Consider the following 15670-nt stretch of genomic DNA (forward strand, 5'->3'; position numbering starts at 1 on the left):
CATGATTCTGCGCGCCGAGAACAGCAGCACCGGCCCCCTCGAGGGAGGCGGAGGAACCGCCACCCTCGACCGCGAACTCGAAGAGCTCCTCAACCAGGAGTCGATCGAGCCGGGCGACCACGAGCGCTTCTCTCACTACGTTCCGAAGGACAAGATCCTCGAGAGCGCGATCACCGGCAAGCCGGTCCGAGCGCTCTGCGGCAAGAAGTGGCTCCCGGGCCGCGACCCGGAGAAGTTTCCGGTCTGCCCGGCCTGCAAGGAGATCTACGCGAAGATGACGTGATCCCTCTCCCCGCTCACTCGTAGCGGGTTGGGATGACGGGCTCGCCGCGGCCGAGCCGGAGCGCGTCGAGTGGCAGTTCGAGCACCGCGTTCGCGTGGTGCTCCCGGGCGGCCGCCACCCCCTCGATACCGAGGTGCTCGGTGCGAATCCCGCCGTCTTCGATCAGCGGCACGAGCAGTGGCCGTTCGCGCTCGCCCACGCCGCCCTCGGGGCCCGCGCCGACGTGCACGATCTCGGCCTCGGCCACGCCGTCCCCCGAGAGGAGGCGACCCGCCGACTTGCGGCCGCCGATCGACGCCTTCGAGACCGACTTCTTGGCCACCGCGACCCACTCGCCCGAGTGGCCTTCGTGCGCGACCAGTTTGTAGACCATGCCCGCCGTCGGGTGGCCCGAGCCGGTGGCGACCGAGGTCCCCACGCCGTAGGAGTCGACCGGGGAGGCGGCGAGCGCGGCGATCCCGTACTCGTCCAGGTCGTTGGTGACCGTGATGCGGGTGCTGGTCGCGCCGAGGGCGTCGAGCTGCTGCCGGACGGCGGCCACCTGCTGGGGGAGGTCGCCGGAGTCGATCCGCACCGCACCGAGGCCGGTGCCCGCGACCCGGACGGCCAGGTCCACCGCCACGGTCACGTCGTAGGTGTCGACGAGGAGGGTCGTGCCGGGGCCGAGCGCCGCGACCTGCGCGCGGAACGCCTCCTCCTCCGAGTCGTGCAAGAGGGTGAAGGAGTGCGCCGAGGTGCCCATCGTGGGCACGCCGAACGCGCGGCCCGCCTCCAGATTCGAGGAGGCGCCGAAGCCGGCGATGTAGGCGGCGCGCGCGGCGGCCACGGCCGAGCGCTCGCCGGCCCGGCGCGAGCCCATCTCGACGAGCGGTCGGCCGTCGGCGGCCGAGACCATCCGCGCGGCGGCGCTCGCCACGGCGCTGTCGTGATTGAGGACGCTGAGCACCAGGGTTTCCAGCAGGACGCCGTCGGCGAAGGGCGCCTCGACGATCAGCACGGGGGAGCCGGGCAGGTAGACCTCGCCCTCGCGGTAGCCCCAGACATCGCCGCGGAAGCGGTAGTCGGCCAGCCAGTCGAGCGTGCGGGAGTCGACGACGCGGTTCTCCCGGAGCCAGGACAGCTCCTCGTCGCCGAAGCGGAAGCGCGTGATCAGCTCGAGGAGCCGGCCGGTCCCGGCGAGCACGCCGTAGCGGCGTCCGGGCGGGAGGCTCCTCGCGAACACTTCGAACATGCAGCGGCGGTCGGCGGTACCGCTGCCGAGCGCCCCCTCGACCATCGTGAGTTCGTAGCGGTCGGTGAGGAAGGCCGTCGAATCCATCCGGACAGTGTTCCACGACGGCCGTCGGAGGAGGGATCCCGGCGCGTGCCCGACCGAGGGCTCCCCGATGGCGTCCGGGGCCGGGCACCCGGGCGCGGGTAGGCTGTTCCCCCGTGACGGACGCACCGCTGGGCATCTTCGACTCCGGAGTCGGGGGCCTCACCGTCGCCCGCTCTGTGATCGACCAGTTGCAGAACGAGTCGATCGTCTATCTCGGCGACACCGCGCACTCGCCCTACGGCCCCAAGCCGCTCGCCGATGTCCGCGCCTACGCTCTCGACACGCTCGACACGCTGGTCGATCAGGGGGCGAAGCTGCTGGTCATCGCCTGCAATACCGCCTCCGCCGCGATGATGCGCGACGCCCGCGAGCGCTACACCCTGGGCCGCGGAATCCCCGTGATCGAAGTCATCCAGCCCGCCGTCCGCAGCGCTGTGCGCGACACCCGCAACCGCCGCGTCGGCGTGATCGGGACCGCCGGCACCATCCGTTCCCGCGCCTACGACGACGCCTTCGTCGCCGCCCCCGACCTGCAGCTGGTTACCGCCGCCTGCCCGCGCTTCGTCGAGTTCGTCGAGGCGGGGGTCACCTGGAGCGACGAGCTGCTCGCCATCGCGGAGGAGTACCTCGCGCCGCTGAAGGCCTCGGGAGTCGACACCCTCGTCCTCGGCTGCACGCACTACCCGCTGCTGCGCGGCGCGATCGCTTACGTGATGGGCCCCGACGTCCGCCTCGTCTCGAGTGCCGAGGAGACCGCGCTCGACGTCTACCGGACGCTCGTCGCGCACGGCCTGCAACGCACCTCCGTCGAGCCGCCCACGTACCGGTGGGAGGAGACGGGGTCGAGCGACTTCGTCCGTCTCGCCCGCCGTTTCCTCGGCCCAGAGGTCTCGAGCGTCGACCTCGTCGAGACCGGCACCATCAACCTGCGCGAGCTCGACCGGGCCGCGCTCCCGCACGACCCAGGGAGACCCGAGTGAGCGACAGCACCGCATCGAAGGCCACGCGCAAGGATGGGCGCGCGCCCGACGAGCTGCGCACCGTGACGATCGAGCGCGGCTGGAGCACCCAGGCCGAGGGCTCCGCGCTGGTCTCGTTCGGCAACACGAAGGTGCTCTGCACCGCCTCCTTCACCGCAGGCGTGCCGCGCTGGTTGCAGGGCAAGGGCAGGGGCTGGGTGACCGCGGAGTACGCGATGCTGCCTCGCTCCACCAACTCTCGGATGGATCGCGAGTCCGTCAAGGGCAAGGTGGGCGGGCGCACCCACGAGATCTCTCGGCTGATCGGCCGGAGCCTGCGCGCCGTCGTCGACACGAAGGCGCTCGGCGAGAACACTCTCGTCATCGACTGCGACGTCCTCCAGGCCGACGGTGGCACCCGGACCGCGGCGATCACCGGCGCCTATGTGGCGATGGCTGACGCGATCGAGTGGGCGCGCGGCAAGAAGTACGTGGGGCAGAAGGCGCAGCCGCTGATCGACAGCCTCTCGGCGGTGTCCGTGGGCATCATCGACGGCGTACCGATGCTCGACCTGGCCTACGTCGAGGACGTCCGCGCCGAGACCGACATGAACGTCGTCGTCACCGGCCGAGGCCTGTTCGTCGAGGTGCAGGGCACCGCAGAAGGTGCGCCGTTCGACCGCCGCGAGCTCGACGCTCTGCTCGACCTCGCCGTCGCCGGCGCGTCCAATCTTGCCCGTGTGCAGGCCGAGGTGCTCGCCGCGGAGCCCGGCGCGTGAGCCTGGACCTCGTCCTCGCCACCCACAACGCCGGCAAGGTGGAGGAGTTCCGCGCGATGCTCGCCGGTGCCCTCCCAGGAGTGGGCGTGCGCGCCTACGACGGCCCCGAGCCGGTCGAGGACGGCGTCAGTTTCGCGGAGAACGCGCTGATCAAGGCGCGCGCGGCGGCGGCGCACACCGGCCTCGTCGCGGTGGCAGACGACTCCGGCATCTGCGTCGACGTGCTCGGCGGCGCCCCCGGGATCTTCTCGGCCCGCTGGTCGGGGCGCGCGCATGATGCGAGCGCGAACCTCGAGCTCCTCCTGGCGCAGCTGCGCGACGTGAAGGCCGAGCACCGCGGCGCGCACTTCAGCTGCACCATCGCTCTCGTCGTGCCCGATTCGGTGCTCCCGGGAGGTCAGGAGACCGTGGTCGAGGGCCGCTGGGACGGAGCGATCGCGACGACTCCCCGCGGCACGAATGGCCACGGTTACGATCCGATCTTCGTCCCGGAGGCGGGTGCGCTCACCGCCGCCGAACTCGCTCCCGGGCAGAAAAACGCCCGCAGTCACCGCGCTCGCGCCTTCACCGCCCTGCGCACCGAACTCGCCGCCCTCTCCCCCCACCTCTGACCGCCCCGCCCTCCGCCTCCGCCCTCCGCCCCCTGATGCCCTCCGCGAGATGCCACTTACGCGCACGTCTGTCGGCGTGTCGCCGACACAAGTGGCATCTCGCGGGAGGAGCAGGTCAGGGCTTCGGGTGCTTGTCGTCGAGGGTGTCGGCGTCGAGGACGTAGGCGGCCGACTCGGTCTCGGGGTCGGCGGCCGAGGCGGCTCTGCGCTGCTGGAGGAAGAAGTGGACGAGCGCGGGCACCACGGCGAGCACGACCGCGCCGATCAGGATCACGTCGATGTAGTGCGAGACGAAGGCGGCGACCGGCGGGATGAACGCGAGCAGCCAGCCGACGAGAGTCACCCCGCTGCCCCAGATCAGGGCGCCGATCAAGTTGTAGAGGCTGTACTTGCGGTAATTCATATGGGCCACGCCCGCCGCGATCGGTGCGAAGGTGCGCACGACCGGCACGAATCGCGCGAGGATCACGGCCAGACCGCCGAAGCGCTCGAAGAAGGCGTTGGTCCGCTTCACGTTCTCGATACTGAAGAACCCGGACTCCTTGCGCTCGAAAATCCGCGGACCGGCTTTGTGCCCGATCAGGTAGCCGACCTCGCCGCCGACGAAGGCCGAGAAGCCGATGGCCAGGCAGATCAGCCAGATCGGGACGCCGAGTCCGCCTTTCGACGCGTTCTCGTGCGCCAACAGGCCCGTGATGATCAGCAGAGTGTCACCCGGGAAGAGGAAGCCGATCAGCAGTCCGGTCTCGGCGAACACGATGAGGCACACCACGAGCACACCCCAGGGGCCGAACGAGGTCAGGATCGTCTCCGGGTCGAGCCAGGGGACGAGGGCGGCGTGGTTCAACGAATCTCCAGTCGACGGGTGCCGGTGGCCGGTGGGCGGTCACGCGAGAGCGCTCAGCGTACCGGCCGATCCCGTGCGGAAGGAGGGACTCGAACCCTCACGCCTCTCGGCACAGGAACCTAAATCCTGCGTGTCTACCATTCCACCACTCCCGCATGCGGGCTCCAGTGTAAGAGAAGAGGTCGCAGCACTTCAGCCGCGAGGGGCGGTTCGCGGCAGGTAGCGCGGGATCCAGCGGGCGAGAGCACCGGCTCCGGTGACCCCGAGCACGCCCATCGCACTGGCGGCGAAGGGGAGCGAGACCAGGGCGGTGAGCGCCGAGACGACGATTGGAGCGGCGGCGTTCCCCGCGTCACCGGTGAACCGGAATGCGCCGAGGAAAGGAGCCGGATCGGCGGGGGGCGCGAGGTCGGCACCGATGGTCATCAGGATGCCGGAGCCGATCCCGTTCGCGGCCGCGAGTACGCAGGCGACGGCGATGAACCACGGCACCGGATCGGCGGCGAGCAGCGACGCGGCGAGCGCCACATGTCCGAGCCCGAGCCCGATCATCGAGGGGATCGCTGTGGCGCCCCGGCCGAAGCGGTCCATCAGCTGCCCGCCGACGTAGAACAGGGCGAAGTCGAGGGCGCCGGCGCCGCCGATGATGATCGCGGTGTCGGTCTCGGCGAGCCCGATACTCACCGCCCAGAGCGGGAGGATCAGCGTGCGGCTCGAGCGCAGTGCCCCGATCATGGCGGCGCCCGAGCCCATTCGCGCGAGGACCCCGCGGTGCTCGCGCAGCGTGCGGAGCAGGGACTGCGACGATTCCGGGACCGGTGCCGCCGCGATCACGGCGTCCGGAGCATCGCGGTCGGCTGCGGCCTGCGCCCGCCGCAGGACCGTCGCCGGGTCCGGCACCAGCAGCAGCACGACGACCGCCGCGACGCAGCAGACGATGTGCACCCAGAACACCGATTTGACGGAGCCGATGAGATGCACCACACCCGCCGAGAGGAACGGCCCGATCAGCCAGCCGGCCCGGAACACCCCGGCGAGGGAGCTCAATGCGCGGGCTCGGTGCGTGATCGGCACAAAGGACGTCATGAACGCGTGCCGTGCCAGAGCGAAAACCGCCGTTGCGAGGCCGATCACGAAGACGCCGATGATCAGCCCGACCCACGAGGTCGACAGCAGGCAGATCACCAGTCCGAGGATCGAGGCGGCCGAGGCGCCGAGCATGGCGCCGCGCTCGCCGATCCGCGAGACGATCCAGCCGCTCGGAATGTCACCCGCGAGCTCGCCGATCATGATCATCCCCGCCACGAGGCCGGCCAGTGCCAGCGTGGCGCCGAGGTCGCCCGCGGCGGCCGGTAGCAGCGGGATGATCGCGCCCTCGCCGATCGAGAACAGCAGGGTGGGCAGGAAAGTCGACAGCAGCAGCGGCCCGAGGGGGAAGGGGAGCGAAGCGGTGCTGGTCACTGTCCCCACGGTACGCCCGAGCCTCAGGGTGGCCGCCGGCCCCCCGGTAGTCTGGGCTCACCATGCTGGACAACGATTTCACCGAGCAGATCACTGCTCTCCGCTCCACTTTCTCCGACATCCGCGCCGTCATCGACGTGGAGGGCCTGCGCTCGAAGATCGCCGAGCTGAGCGAGCAGGCGGGCGTCCCCGACCTCTGGGACGACACGGCCCACGCTCAGAAGGTGACAAGCGCGCTCAGCCACCGCCAGTCCGAGCTCGCGCGGATCACCGCGATCGACCGGCGCCTGGACGACCTCGAGGTGCTCGTCGAGATGGCGAACGAGGCGGACGATGCGGAGTCCGAGCAGGAGGCCGTCGCCGAACTCACCTCCCTCCAGAAGGTCATGGGCGAGCTCGAGGTGCAGACCCTGCTCGACGGCGAGTACGACGACCGCCCGGCCGTCGTCACTATCCGCGCGGGAGCAGGCGGCGTTGACGCCTCCGACTTCGCCGAGATGCTCATGCGGATGTATCTGCGCTGGGCCGAGAAACACAAGTACGCCGCGACCGTGATGGACGCCAGCTATGCGGAGGAGGCGGGCATCAAGTCGGCCACCTTCCAGATCGACGCCCCGTACGCCTTCGGCACGCTCTCGGTCGAGGCCGGCACCCACCGCCTGGTGCGGATGAGCCCCTTCGGTGCCGCGGGCAAGCGCCAGACCTCCTTCGCCGCCGTCGAGGTCATCCCGCTGATGGAGGAGACCGAGGCGATCGAGATTCCGGACAACGACATCCGCGTCGATGTCTTCCGCTCCTCCGGCCCCGGCGGCCAGTCGGTGAACACCACTGACTCCGCCGTGCGCCTCACCCACCTGCCCACCGGCACCGTGGTCTCGATGCAGAACGAGAAGAGCCAGATCCAGAACCGCGCGGCGGCGATGCGCGTGCTCCAGTCGCGGCTGCTGCTCTTGCAGAAGGAGCAGGAGGCGGCCACTAAGAAGGAGCTCGCGGGCACCATCACCGCGAGCTGGGGCGATCAGATGCGCAGCTACGTGCTCGCTCCGTACCAGATGGTCAAGGATCTGCGCACCGACCACGAGGTCGGTAACCCCTCGCAGGTGTTCGACGGCGACCTCGACGGCTTCATCGCCGCGGGGATCCGCTGGCGCAAATCGGCGTAGCGCGCCACGGGCGCGTCCGCATCGACGCGCCGCAGGCGCCCTCGGCGGACTCTTCGGGATCGTCGCTTACCCTCGTACTGACATGATTCGCTTCGACAACGTCTCCAAGCAGTATCGGGGCGGCACGAGACCCGCCCTCAACGCCATCGATCTCGAAATCCTCCGGGGCGAGTTCGTCTTCCTCGTCGGCGCCTCCGGGTCCGGCAAGTCCAGCTGCCTCCGCCTGATCCTCAAGGAGGAGCGCCCCTCGTCGGGGTCGATCCATGTGCTCGGGCAAAACCTGGGCAAGATCTCGAGCCGCAAGGTGCCCTACTTCCGCCGCAACATGGGCGTGGTGTTCCAGGACTTCCGACTCCTGCCGAACAAGTCCGTCTTCGACAATGTCGCGTTCAGCCTCCAGGTGATCGGGAAGTCGAAGGGGTACATCCAGGAGGCCGTCCCCGACACGCTCAAGATGGTCGGCCTCGCCGGCAAGGCGTCGCGTCTACCGCACGAGCTCTCCGGCGGTGAGCAGCAGCGCGTGGCGATCGCCCGCGCCGTCGTCAACAAGCCCGCGGTCCTCCTGGCCGACGAGCCCACCGGAAACCTCGACCCCACCACTAGCGCCGGCATCATGGCGCTCCTCGAGCGGATCAACGCCGGCGGCACCACCGTGATCATGGCGACCCACGAGGCCGGCATCGTCGACCAGATGAAGCGCCGCGTGATCGAGCTCTCGGCCGGCAGTATCGTTCGCGACGAGAGCCAGGGCGGCTACGGCCAGACCGAGAGCATCACGGTCGTCCACGACGGCGTCGTGGTCGTGGCAGCCGACGACCACGCGCTCCCCGAGCACCCGTCGCCCCCGGCGATCATCGACAGCGAGCTCGCGCCCGCCGAGGTCCCCGAGCTCGACCTGCGTCAGGCGGCGCCCGTGGTGGAGCCGGAGCCGACCCCCCTCTCGCAGACCGCTGCGCAGGCCCGCGTCCCCGAGGGTCGCCGCGCCGCCGCCCCGGCGGAGTCCGAGCGCGAGCCGGAGCCCACTCAGGAGAGCGCCGCCACTGCGCGCGTGGTGGAGCTGCAGAGCCAGACCGGTCCGATCTTCCTCCCCGCCGACACCGGCGCCCTGCCCGAAGAGTCTCTGGCCGCGCGCCTGGGCCTCCGCGCACACGCGGGCGAGGGCGACGAGACCGGCGACGACCAGCAGAACGTAGGACCCGTCAAGTGAGATTCGCACTGATCTGGTCGGAGGTCGCCAGCGGCCTCCGACGCAACATTTCCATGGTCATTTCGGTGATCCTGGTGACCTTCATCTCCCTCACCTTCGTCGGCACGGCGATCCTGCTGCAGATGCAGATCGGCCAGATGAAGAACTTCTGGTACGACAAGGCACAGGTCGCGGTCTACATGTGCACCGCCACCTCGGGCGGGGCCAACTGCAGCGGCTCCGACGCCACGCAAGAGCAGATCGACTCGGTGCAGGGCCAGCTCGAGGGGGCGACGCTCGCTCCGTACATCGACCGCTCCTATTTCGAGAACCACGACCAGGCGTATGCGAACTTCCAGCAGCAGTTCGCGGGCAATCCGGTCGCCGAATACGTCACTCCCGACCTGCTCAATCAGACGTTCTGGGTGAACCTGAAGGACCCGACCCAGTCGGAGGTGATCGTCGAGAGCCTGTCCAGCGTCTCCGGAGTCGAGAGTGTCACCGACCAGCGGCAGTATCTCGATCAGATCTTCTCGATCCTCAACGCCGCGAGCTACACCGCGATCGGCATCGCCGTGCTGATGCTCGTCGCGGCCGTGCTGCTCATCGCCACCACGATTCGCCTCTCAGCGTTCTCGCGGAGACGGGAGCTGGGCATCATGCGGCTCGTGGGGGCCTCGAACCGGTTCATCCAGACCCCGTTCATCCTCGAGGGGGTCTTCGCCGCACTGGTCGGCTCGATCCTCGCCGGGGTCGCGGTGGTCGGGATCGTGCAGTTCTTCGTGCAGGGCTTTTTGGCGTACCGGATCCCGCTCACCTCATTCGTGGGGCTGGACGACGCAGTGGTCGTCGTACCGATCCTGATCGTGGTCGGGATCATCTTGGCCGCCGTCTCGGCGAACGTCGCGATCGCGCGGTACCTGCGGGTGTGATCCTCGGCCGGACGTATACTGGTGGGCTGTCCCGTTTGGGGCGGCCCATCGGTGCGTCACCCCGACGATGCCCAACCCCCCTTCATCCGCTCGCGACCCGAGGAGCAGCCGTGCCCAGAGAACAGGGACAGAAGGTTGTCGCGACCAACCGCAAGGCGCGGCACGACTACCTCATCGAGGACACCTACGAGGCCGGCCTCGTGCTCACCGGCACCGAAGTGAAATCTCTCCGCGCCGGGCGCGCCTCGCTGGTCGACGGCTATGCGTTCGTCGACGGGGGAGAGGCCTGGCTCGATGCCGTGCACATCAACGAGTGGGCGCAGGGCACCTGGACGAATCACCCGCCTCGTCGCAAGCGCAAGCTGCTGTTGCATAAGGCGCAGATCCTCAAGATTCACAACAGGGTGAAGGATGGCGGATACACGCTGATCCCGCTCTCGCTCTACTTCAGCGACGGCAAGGCCAAGGTTGAACTGGCCGTCGCCAAGGGCAAGAAGGACTACGACAAGCGCCAGGTGCTCCGCGAGCGCCAGGACCGCCGTGAGGCGGATCGCGCGATGGCGACCCGCCGCCGCCTCGGCGAGTAGGGGCGCCGTCCGGACGATGTCCGACGGATGCGGCGCAAGCCTCTCCGTCGCGTCCGGCTCTTTGAGACACTGGATTTTGTGTCTCCTCCCGAAAACAGCGCCCCCACCGCCCTGACCGCAGCCGACGCGAAGACCCGTTGGCGGGCCTTCGCGGTGAGCGTCGGCGTGGCGGCGATCACGATCCTCGACCTTTCGAAGGTCAACGTCGGCCTGCCGTCCATCGAGCGATCGCTCGGCGCGGACGCGAGCCAGTTGCAGCTGATCGTCGCGGGCTACGCGCTCGCCTTCGGCCTGGCCCTCGTGCCGGCCGGTCGGCTCGGTGACGTCCGCTCGAGGCGGCTGCTGTTCCTGATCGGGCTGAGCGCGTTCACCGTCACGAGCCTGCTCTGCGCGGTCGCCCCCTCCATCGAGCTGCTCGTCGTGGCGCGTTTTCTGCAGGGCGTCGCTGCGGGCATTCAGATGCCGCAGGTGCTCGGGCTGGTACAGCAGATGTTCACCGGGGCCGAGCGCGCCCGGGCCTTCGGTGTCTTCGGTGCGACCATCGGCCTCTCGACGGCTTTCGGCCCGACGCTCGGCGGACTCCTGATCGCGATCGGCGGTGAGCAGGACGGCTGGCGACTGCTCTTCTGGATGAACATCCCGCTGGGGATCGCGGCCCTCGTCTTCGCCTGGAAGCTCATCCCTACTAAACGCTCGGCGCCGGACGGAGACACGTCCCTGGATCCGATCGGGCTGGTGCTGCTCGCGGTCGCGATCTTCGCGTTCATGCTGCCGTTCCTCCTGACGACCGGCTCCTCAAGCGACTCGCCGTTCCGCTGGTTCTGGCTGGTCCTCGCCGCGGTGGCCGCCGCTGTCTTCGTGCACTGGGAGTCGCGCTACGCCGCGTCGGGGCGGACACCGGTCATCGACTTCCGGATCTTCCGGACCAGTTCGTACCGGAACGGCATCCTGGTCGCGACCTCCTACTTCGCCGCGATCCCGGCGACCTTCCTCCTCACCACCCTCTTCCTGCAGCAGGGGCTCGGTCTCGAGCCGGTGTTCGCGGGCATGGTGAGTATCCCGTTCGCTCTGACGTCGGCGGTGACCGCCTGGTACGGCGGCAAGCTGGTGCAGCGCTACGGACGGGCGCTGGTGGTGGTGGGCATCGTGCTGGTGGTCATCGGATTCACGCTGGTGCTGCTCGCCGCCGAGCTCCTGCCGGCCGAGACCGCGGCCTACGGCATGGGCGCCGCCATGCTGGTCGCGGGCGCCGGCGGCGGTTTCGTCGTGTCGCCGAATCAGACGCTCACCCTCGCCGAGATCTCACCCGCGCAGGGCGGCGTCGCCGGCTCCGTCGGCCAGCTCGGCCAGCGGGTGGGCACCGCTGTCGGCACCGCCTGCGCCTCGGCCGTCTTCTTCGCAACGCTGGCCAGCGAGCAGGGGATGGCCGAGGGGCTGGACCGATACCACGACGCCTTCCGCAACGGCTACGTCGTCACGCTCGGACTGATCGCGCTCGCCCTGGTGCTCGGTCTGCTCGATCTGCGCCGGCTCCGGGTGAGCGCCCGCGGGGCTGAGGTAGACTGATCTGGTAACTCCACAGTGTGCGACGAACGACCCACTTCAGTGGCCCTCCGGCCGCCGAGTGCTCGCGGGGATGATCGGTTTCGACATTGCCTGCGAAACTGCGAGAAGCGGGTCGAGGATCCAGGGTTATCTCGTTAACGATCTCTGGAAAACACAGGTGCCGAACACAAGCGCACCGACTTCGCTCTCGCTGCCTAAGCCAGAGTAGATAGTCCGTCAGCCCGTGGGTGCGTCCTCGCCCCGGATCCTGGCGTCATTAAGAGGACTTGCTGCGTCGTTACGCCTGAGGGCGACGCGGGACTCGAACTCGGGCTGGGCCCGTCGACCGATGCGCCGATGGTAATGGTCGGGGCCGAGCAGAACGCTCTCATCGGCTACACCCGTAGAAGGCGCAGAATCACAGCGATGGACGGGGGTTCGATTCCCCCCATCTCCACCATCGGTCGTCGTCGCACACTGGGAGCTGTGGTCCGTCGTGCCTACGAAGGGCGCACGTCGAGCTGCCGGATCCGGCCGTAGAGCGTGAGGAGCGCGAGGCGGTCGTCATCGTCGTGCGCCGTGGCGAGGGCCTGCGGGGGTGCCCAGGCGCGGTAGCGGACCCCCGGTGCCGGGACGCCTGCGGCCGTCCCCGCCGGGTAGTGCGCACGGCGATCCACCGGCAGTTCGGCGAAGGCATCGGGCGGGAGTCGGTACAGCACGGTGCTCGGCGGTGGTGTTGTCGTCGCACCGCTCCGTGACCAACAGCGAGACGACTCGGTCGGAGGTGTGGGCGTAGTCGCGAAGGAGCCGCGACCACGCATGGTGCGGCCCGTCGGCCAGCGCGTCCGCCGCCGCGAGCAGCGCACTCTGCCGGTCCAGGCGCAGGAACAGACTCCCCAGTGCTGCTCGGCCGTGCGGGAGCTGGCGGGGGATCCTGGTCGTGCTGGTCCTGCATATCGACTCCTGAGCCGCCGATATCTGCGTCCCGTTGCGCCGACGGTCGTCCCTCAGAGTGCTCTCGCCCAGCCCACCTGTCGATCCGCTGAACGGCTGCCGAGGCAGGCCGGGATCAGCGCACGGAACCGACGAGGCTGCCGGTGGTGGAGGCGTCGGCCGGGTCGAAGACGGCGCAGACGATGGTGCGGTCGCCGTGGCGCCAACCGACCTCGGACGGAACCATCGAGCGGTACTCCAGGGCGGAGTCGCCATAGGCGATGCCCATCACCGCACCGAACTCAGGCTCGCAGCTCGCCTCGGCCTGCGCGAGCAACGTGGTGCGGCTGGTGTAGCGCTCGCCCGGCTGTGTGAAGGCGTGGAAGACCTCAAGCGCGTGCTCCTCGGAGCAGGAGGAGTGCCGCACCGGCGAGCGCCGCCCTCCGACTCCTCATCGCCGCGCCACGATCGCGAGCACAGCGTCGTGGAGCAGTCCGTTGGTCGCGACGGCGCTGCCGTGCCACGGACCGTCTTCGCCGTCGGCGGAGCTGAAGCGCCCGCCCGCCTCCTGCACGATCGGCACCAGGGCGGCGAGGTCGTAGGGCTTCACGTCGAACTCGCCCGCACCGTCGAGCAGGCCCTCGGCGACGAGCATGTAGGGCCATGCGTCTCCGTAGGCCCGGTCGCGCCAGACGGCCCCGGCGAGTTCGAGCAGCTGGGGGAGCCGGCCAGCGCCGTCCCACTGCTGGATGCTGTTGTAGCTGAAGGTGGCGGCGGAGAGGGTGTCGACGCCCGAGACGCGGAGCGGGCGCGGCTCGGCGTCGGCGCCCAGCTCGACGGCCCACGCCCCGGAGCCCTTCGCGGCCCACCAGCGCGTGCCGAGAGCGGGAGCGGAGACCACGCCGACCACGGGGACGCCGTCGACCGCGAGCGCGATCAGGGTCGCCCAGATGGGTACGCCCCGCAGGAAGTGGGCCGTGCCGTCGATGGGGTCGAGGATCCACTGCCGCGAGGCTTCGCCCGAGGTACCGAACTCCTCGCCGAGGATCGCGTCGGCCGGACGTTCGGCCGCGAGGAGCGAGCGAATCGCCTCCTCGACGGCGCGGTCGGCGTCGGTGACGGGGGTGCGGTCGAGCTTGGTGTCGACGACGAGGTCGAGCGCGCCGAACCGGTCCCGCGAGATCGCATCGGCAGCGTCCGCGAGGCGGAGGGCGAGGCGGAGGTCGGCGTCGAAGCTCGGGTCAGCGCTCTGCGGGTTCACACACCCACGATACCGGTGAGCCCGCGGCTCTCGATTTGACGGGACGGGGGGACTCGCTGGTAATGTGATCCCTCGGTTCGGCACGCACGATCAGTCGATCAGAACGCACCTCTAGCTCAATCGGCAGAGCAACTGACTCTTAATCAGTGGGTTCTCGGTTCAAGTCCGAGGGGGTGCACCACCAGCCCCGCACCTCGTCGTGAGGTGCGGGGCTTTGTCGTTGGCGGAGGCAGTGCTGCGGGCTCTCGCCGTCGTTTTTCGGTGCAGGCCGAGGGCGGGCGGATGTGACGGCCGGCTCGTTCGCTGTCGACCTGCAGGCCCTCCGAGGCAGCGGCGAGGGCGTCGTCCAGCCGAGAGCTCGTCGGTGCTCCGACGAGGATCGAGAGCGAGATGGCGGGTCGTACGACGTTGCGCACCACGATCCTCCAGGGGGCCGTCCACGTCGGCGACCAGGTCGGCGGTCAGGGCCTTGATCGTGCCGCCATCGAGCCGGGGGAGGGTGACCGGCCGCGGGTCCCCGACCACGTCGGAGGTCGCCAGGGCGGAGCGCGTCGCCGCCTCGTCGCCGACACTCCGGTCCGGATCGGCCAGCCGCAGCTGGCGCGCAGTGGTACGGGTGTGGTCGGTCGCCTGAAACACTCAGCAGCCGTTGGCGATCTCGCTCCGGCCGGGGTCGAACGCGAAACCGTGATCCGCGAGACTCGAGGTCGAGATGTGCCAGAAGTGCACGTCCTCGGCAACGAGGTCGTCTCCCGCTCCGACGCTTACTGTGCCGGAACCGGTGGAAGCGTCGGCGGCTGCCGCGATCTCGTCGTCCGTCGGTGCGGAGGGCTCGGCGTCACTTCCGTCCTGTGTTCCGGAAGCAGCCCGCGAGGGCGAGGGTGGCGACCACGCCGACGACCGGGGCGGGCGGTGAATCGGACGGACGTCATCGCGCTCACTCGGCGGGCGGCGTGGTGGAAGACCCGCCGACCAGCGGCAGAACGCCTCGGAAGTCGACGGTCGTCGAATGGATCCCGACATCGAGTGCGGCGGAGACTCGGGCCTGGTCCTCGCCGGCGGCGATCAGGCTCAGCGCGATTCCCGTCTGCGTGAAGGTCCGCGCGACAGTGGTCCAGGTGAGGTCGTCGTCCGAGGCGATGTCGGCGCGCAGAGCGTCGACGGTGCCGCCGCCGTCGAAAGCCAGCGACGTCGGCTGGAGGTCGCTCAGGGGTCGGGACATCTCGATGACGTGCCGGGTCGCGTCTTCGTCGCTGACCGCGGGGTCGTTGTCGCGGACGCGCTGCTGAATGACCAGGAGGGTGGTTCCCGCGTCGTCGCGGAAGAGCCAGTGTCCGGTGGACGGGTCGGTACCCGAGTCGACCGCTCGGAATCCGGCCGCTGTGAGTGCGGCCTGGTCCAGATTCCAGTAGGCGGTGTTGTCGGGGGAGAACGCCGCACCCGCCTCGAAGCTGAAGGCGCTCGCCCCGCCGAGCGCGCCGGCGATCTTCTTGAGCGTCTCCGGGTCGTTGAGGTCGGAGCCCGGATCGCTGCTGGACTGCGCTGCCGGGGCCGAGGGAGTTGCCGAGGGGGTGGGCGAGGTGGACGGCGTCGGGTCGACACCCGCCGTGCCGCAGCCGGCGAGGGCCAGAGCGACGGCGACGGCGATTGCGGGGACGGATGTGGAACGGATGGACATGACTCTCCCTCGGCTTCGGTGCTGAGACGCTAACAGGTGCCTGAGCATCCGCACGGCGTCCGTCGCAGAATGCGGTAGGGCCCCGTTCGCGTGGCAAGATCTCCGTTCGCTTCCGTTTCGCCCTCCA

At 69.6% G+C, this 15670-nt stretch carries 16 protein-coding genes, 2 tRNA genes and 1 other RNA gene; 11 read left to right on the forward strand and 8 right to left on the reverse strand.

Annotation, left to right across the window (positions count from 1 at the left end):
* Nucleotide 1: 1 nt before the first annotated feature.
* Nucleotides 2-283, forward strand: coding sequence for a DUF3039 domain-containing protein (locus C1O28_RS03625; RefSeq protein ID WP_097166552.1), 282 nt, complete (start codon nucleotides 2-4; stop codon nucleotides 281-283).
* A gap of 13 nt (nucleotides 284-296) precedes the next feature.
* On the opposite strand, the gene C1O28_RS03630 is transcribed toward C1O28_RS03625, so the two are convergent.
* Nucleotides 297-1601 (reverse strand): nicotinate phosphoribosyltransferase, encoded by a 1305-nt coding sequence (locus C1O28_RS03630; protein ID WP_097166551.1) that lies wholly within the window; start codon nucleotides 1599-1601, stop codon nucleotides 297-299.
* 113 nt (nucleotides 1602-1714) lie between these two features.
* Between C1O28_RS03630 and murI the strand changes: the two genes are divergently transcribed.
* Genes murI through rdgB form a run of 3 tightly spaced genes read left to right on the forward strand, consistent with a single transcriptional unit; the run spans nucleotide 1715 to nucleotide 3950 of the window.
* On the forward strand, nucleotides 1715-2581 hold the full coding sequence (murI, locus tag C1O28_RS03635) for a glutamate racemase (protein ID WP_097166550.1): 867 nt from the start codon (nucleotides 1715-1717) through the stop codon (nucleotides 2579-2581).
* On the forward strand, nucleotides 2578-3339 hold the full coding sequence (rph, locus tag C1O28_RS03640; RefSeq protein ID WP_097166549.1) for a ribonuclease PH: 762 nt from the start codon (nucleotides 2578-2580) through the stop codon (nucleotides 3337-3339). The genes murI and rph overlap by 4 nt, the downstream gene beginning before the upstream one ends.
* On the forward strand, nucleotides 3336-3950 hold the full coding sequence (gene rdgB / locus C1O28_RS03645) for an RdgB/HAM1 family non-canonical purine NTP pyrophosphatase (RefSeq protein ID WP_097166548.1): 615 nt from the start codon (nucleotides 3336-3338) through the stop codon (nucleotides 3948-3950). The genes rph and rdgB overlap by 4 nt, the downstream gene beginning before the upstream one ends.
* A 115-nt stretch (nucleotides 3951-4065) precedes the next feature.
* Here rdgB and C1O28_RS03650 read toward each other — a convergent pair whose 3' ends face one another.
* The 3 genes from C1O28_RS03650 to C1O28_RS03660 form a co-directional block, all read right to left on the reverse strand.
* On the reverse strand, nucleotides 4066-4797 hold the full coding sequence (locus tag C1O28_RS03650) for a DedA family protein (RefSeq protein ID WP_097166547.1): 732 nt from the start codon (nucleotides 4795-4797) through the stop codon (nucleotides 4066-4068).
* A gap of 74 nt (nucleotides 4798-4871) precedes the next feature.
* Nucleotides 4872-4952: transfer RNA gene (locus C1O28_RS03655), tRNA-Leu, on the reverse strand.
* A 37-nt stretch (nucleotides 4953-4989) separates the two neighbouring features.
* Complete coding sequence (locus C1O28_RS03660; protein WP_243392065.1) at nucleotides 4990-6258, reverse strand: MFS transporter; 1269 nt, start codon at nucleotides 6256-6258, stop codon at nucleotides 4990-4992.
* A gap of 62 nt (nucleotides 6259-6320) precedes the next feature.
* On the opposite strand from C1O28_RS03660, the gene prfB reads away from it, so the two are divergent.
* The 6 genes from prfB to ssrA all read left to right on the forward strand — a co-directional run bounded on the left by prfB (nucleotide 6321) and on the right by ssrA (nucleotide 12131).
* Nucleotides 6321-7421: a peptide chain release factor 2 gene (prfB, locus tag C1O28_RS03665; RefSeq protein WP_097166546.1), complete on the forward strand. Its 1101-nt coding sequence runs from the start codon at nucleotides 6321-6323 to the stop codon at nucleotides 7419-7421.
* 82 nt (nucleotides 7422-7503) lie between these two features.
* The gene (gene ftsE / locus C1O28_RS03670; protein ID WP_097166545.1) at nucleotides 7504-8628 is read left to right on the forward strand and encodes a cell division ATP-binding protein FtsE; all 1125 of its coding nucleotides are present in this window, start codon (nucleotides 7504-7506) and stop codon (nucleotides 8626-8628) included.
* Nucleotides 8625-9539 (forward strand): permease-like cell division protein FtsX, encoded by a 915-nt coding sequence (gene ftsX, locus C1O28_RS03675; protein ID WP_097166544.1) that lies wholly within the window; start codon nucleotides 8625-8627, stop codon nucleotides 9537-9539. Before ftsE ends, ftsX begins: the two co-directional genes overlap by 4 nt.
* A gap of 110 nt (nucleotides 9540-9649) precedes the next feature.
* Entirely contained in the window at nucleotides 9650-10126 is a 477-nt protein-coding gene (gene smpB / locus C1O28_RS03680; RefSeq protein WP_097166543.1) for an SsrA-binding protein SmpB, read from the forward strand.
* Nucleotides 10127-10204: 78 nt separating this feature from the next.
* Nucleotides 10205-11692 (forward strand): MFS transporter, encoded by a 1488-nt coding sequence (locus C1O28_RS03685; RefSeq protein ID WP_243392064.1) that lies wholly within the window; start codon nucleotides 10205-10207, stop codon nucleotides 11690-11692.
* A gap of 66 nt (nucleotides 11693-11758) precedes the next feature.
* Nucleotides 11759-12131: a transfer-messenger RNA gene (gene ssrA, locus C1O28_RS03690) on the forward strand.
* A gap of 40 nt (nucleotides 12132-12171) precedes the next feature.
* Here the strand turns inward: ssrA and C1O28_RS03695 are convergent.
* The 3 genes from C1O28_RS03695 to C1O28_RS03705 form a co-directional block, all read right to left on the reverse strand.
* Nucleotides 12172-12390: a hypothetical protein gene (locus C1O28_RS03695; RefSeq protein WP_097166541.1), complete on the reverse strand. Its 219-nt coding sequence runs from the start codon at nucleotides 12388-12390 to the stop codon at nucleotides 12172-12174.
* 350 nt (nucleotides 12391-12740) lie between these two features.
* Nucleotides 12741-13031, reverse strand: coding sequence for a septum formation family protein (locus tag C1O28_RS03700; protein WP_097166540.1), 291 nt, complete (start codon nucleotides 13029-13031; stop codon nucleotides 12741-12743).
* A gap of 24 nt (nucleotides 13032-13055) precedes the next feature.
* On the reverse strand, nucleotides 13056-13865 hold the full coding sequence (locus tag C1O28_RS03705; protein ID WP_097166539.1) for an inositol monophosphatase family protein: 810 nt from the start codon (nucleotides 13863-13865) through the stop codon (nucleotides 13056-13058).
* Between the two features lie 105 nt (nucleotides 13866-13970).
* Between C1O28_RS03705 and C1O28_RS03710 the strand changes: the two genes are divergently transcribed.
* Nucleotides 13971-14046 (forward strand) — tRNA-Lys (locus C1O28_RS03710).
* 756 nt (nucleotides 14047-14802) lie between these two features.
* On the opposite strand, the gene C1O28_RS03715 is transcribed toward C1O28_RS03710, so the two are convergent.
* Entirely contained in the window at nucleotides 14803-15543 is a 741-nt protein-coding gene (locus C1O28_RS03715; protein ID WP_097166538.1) for a hypothetical protein, read from the reverse strand.
* Between the last annotated feature and the right edge of the window lie 127 nt (nucleotides 15544-15670).

Source organism: Rathayibacter rathayi (genome assembly GCF_004011095.1).
Classification (GTDB): domain Bacteria; phylum Actinomycetota; class Actinomycetes; order Actinomycetales; family Microbacteriaceae; genus Rathayibacter; species Rathayibacter rathayi.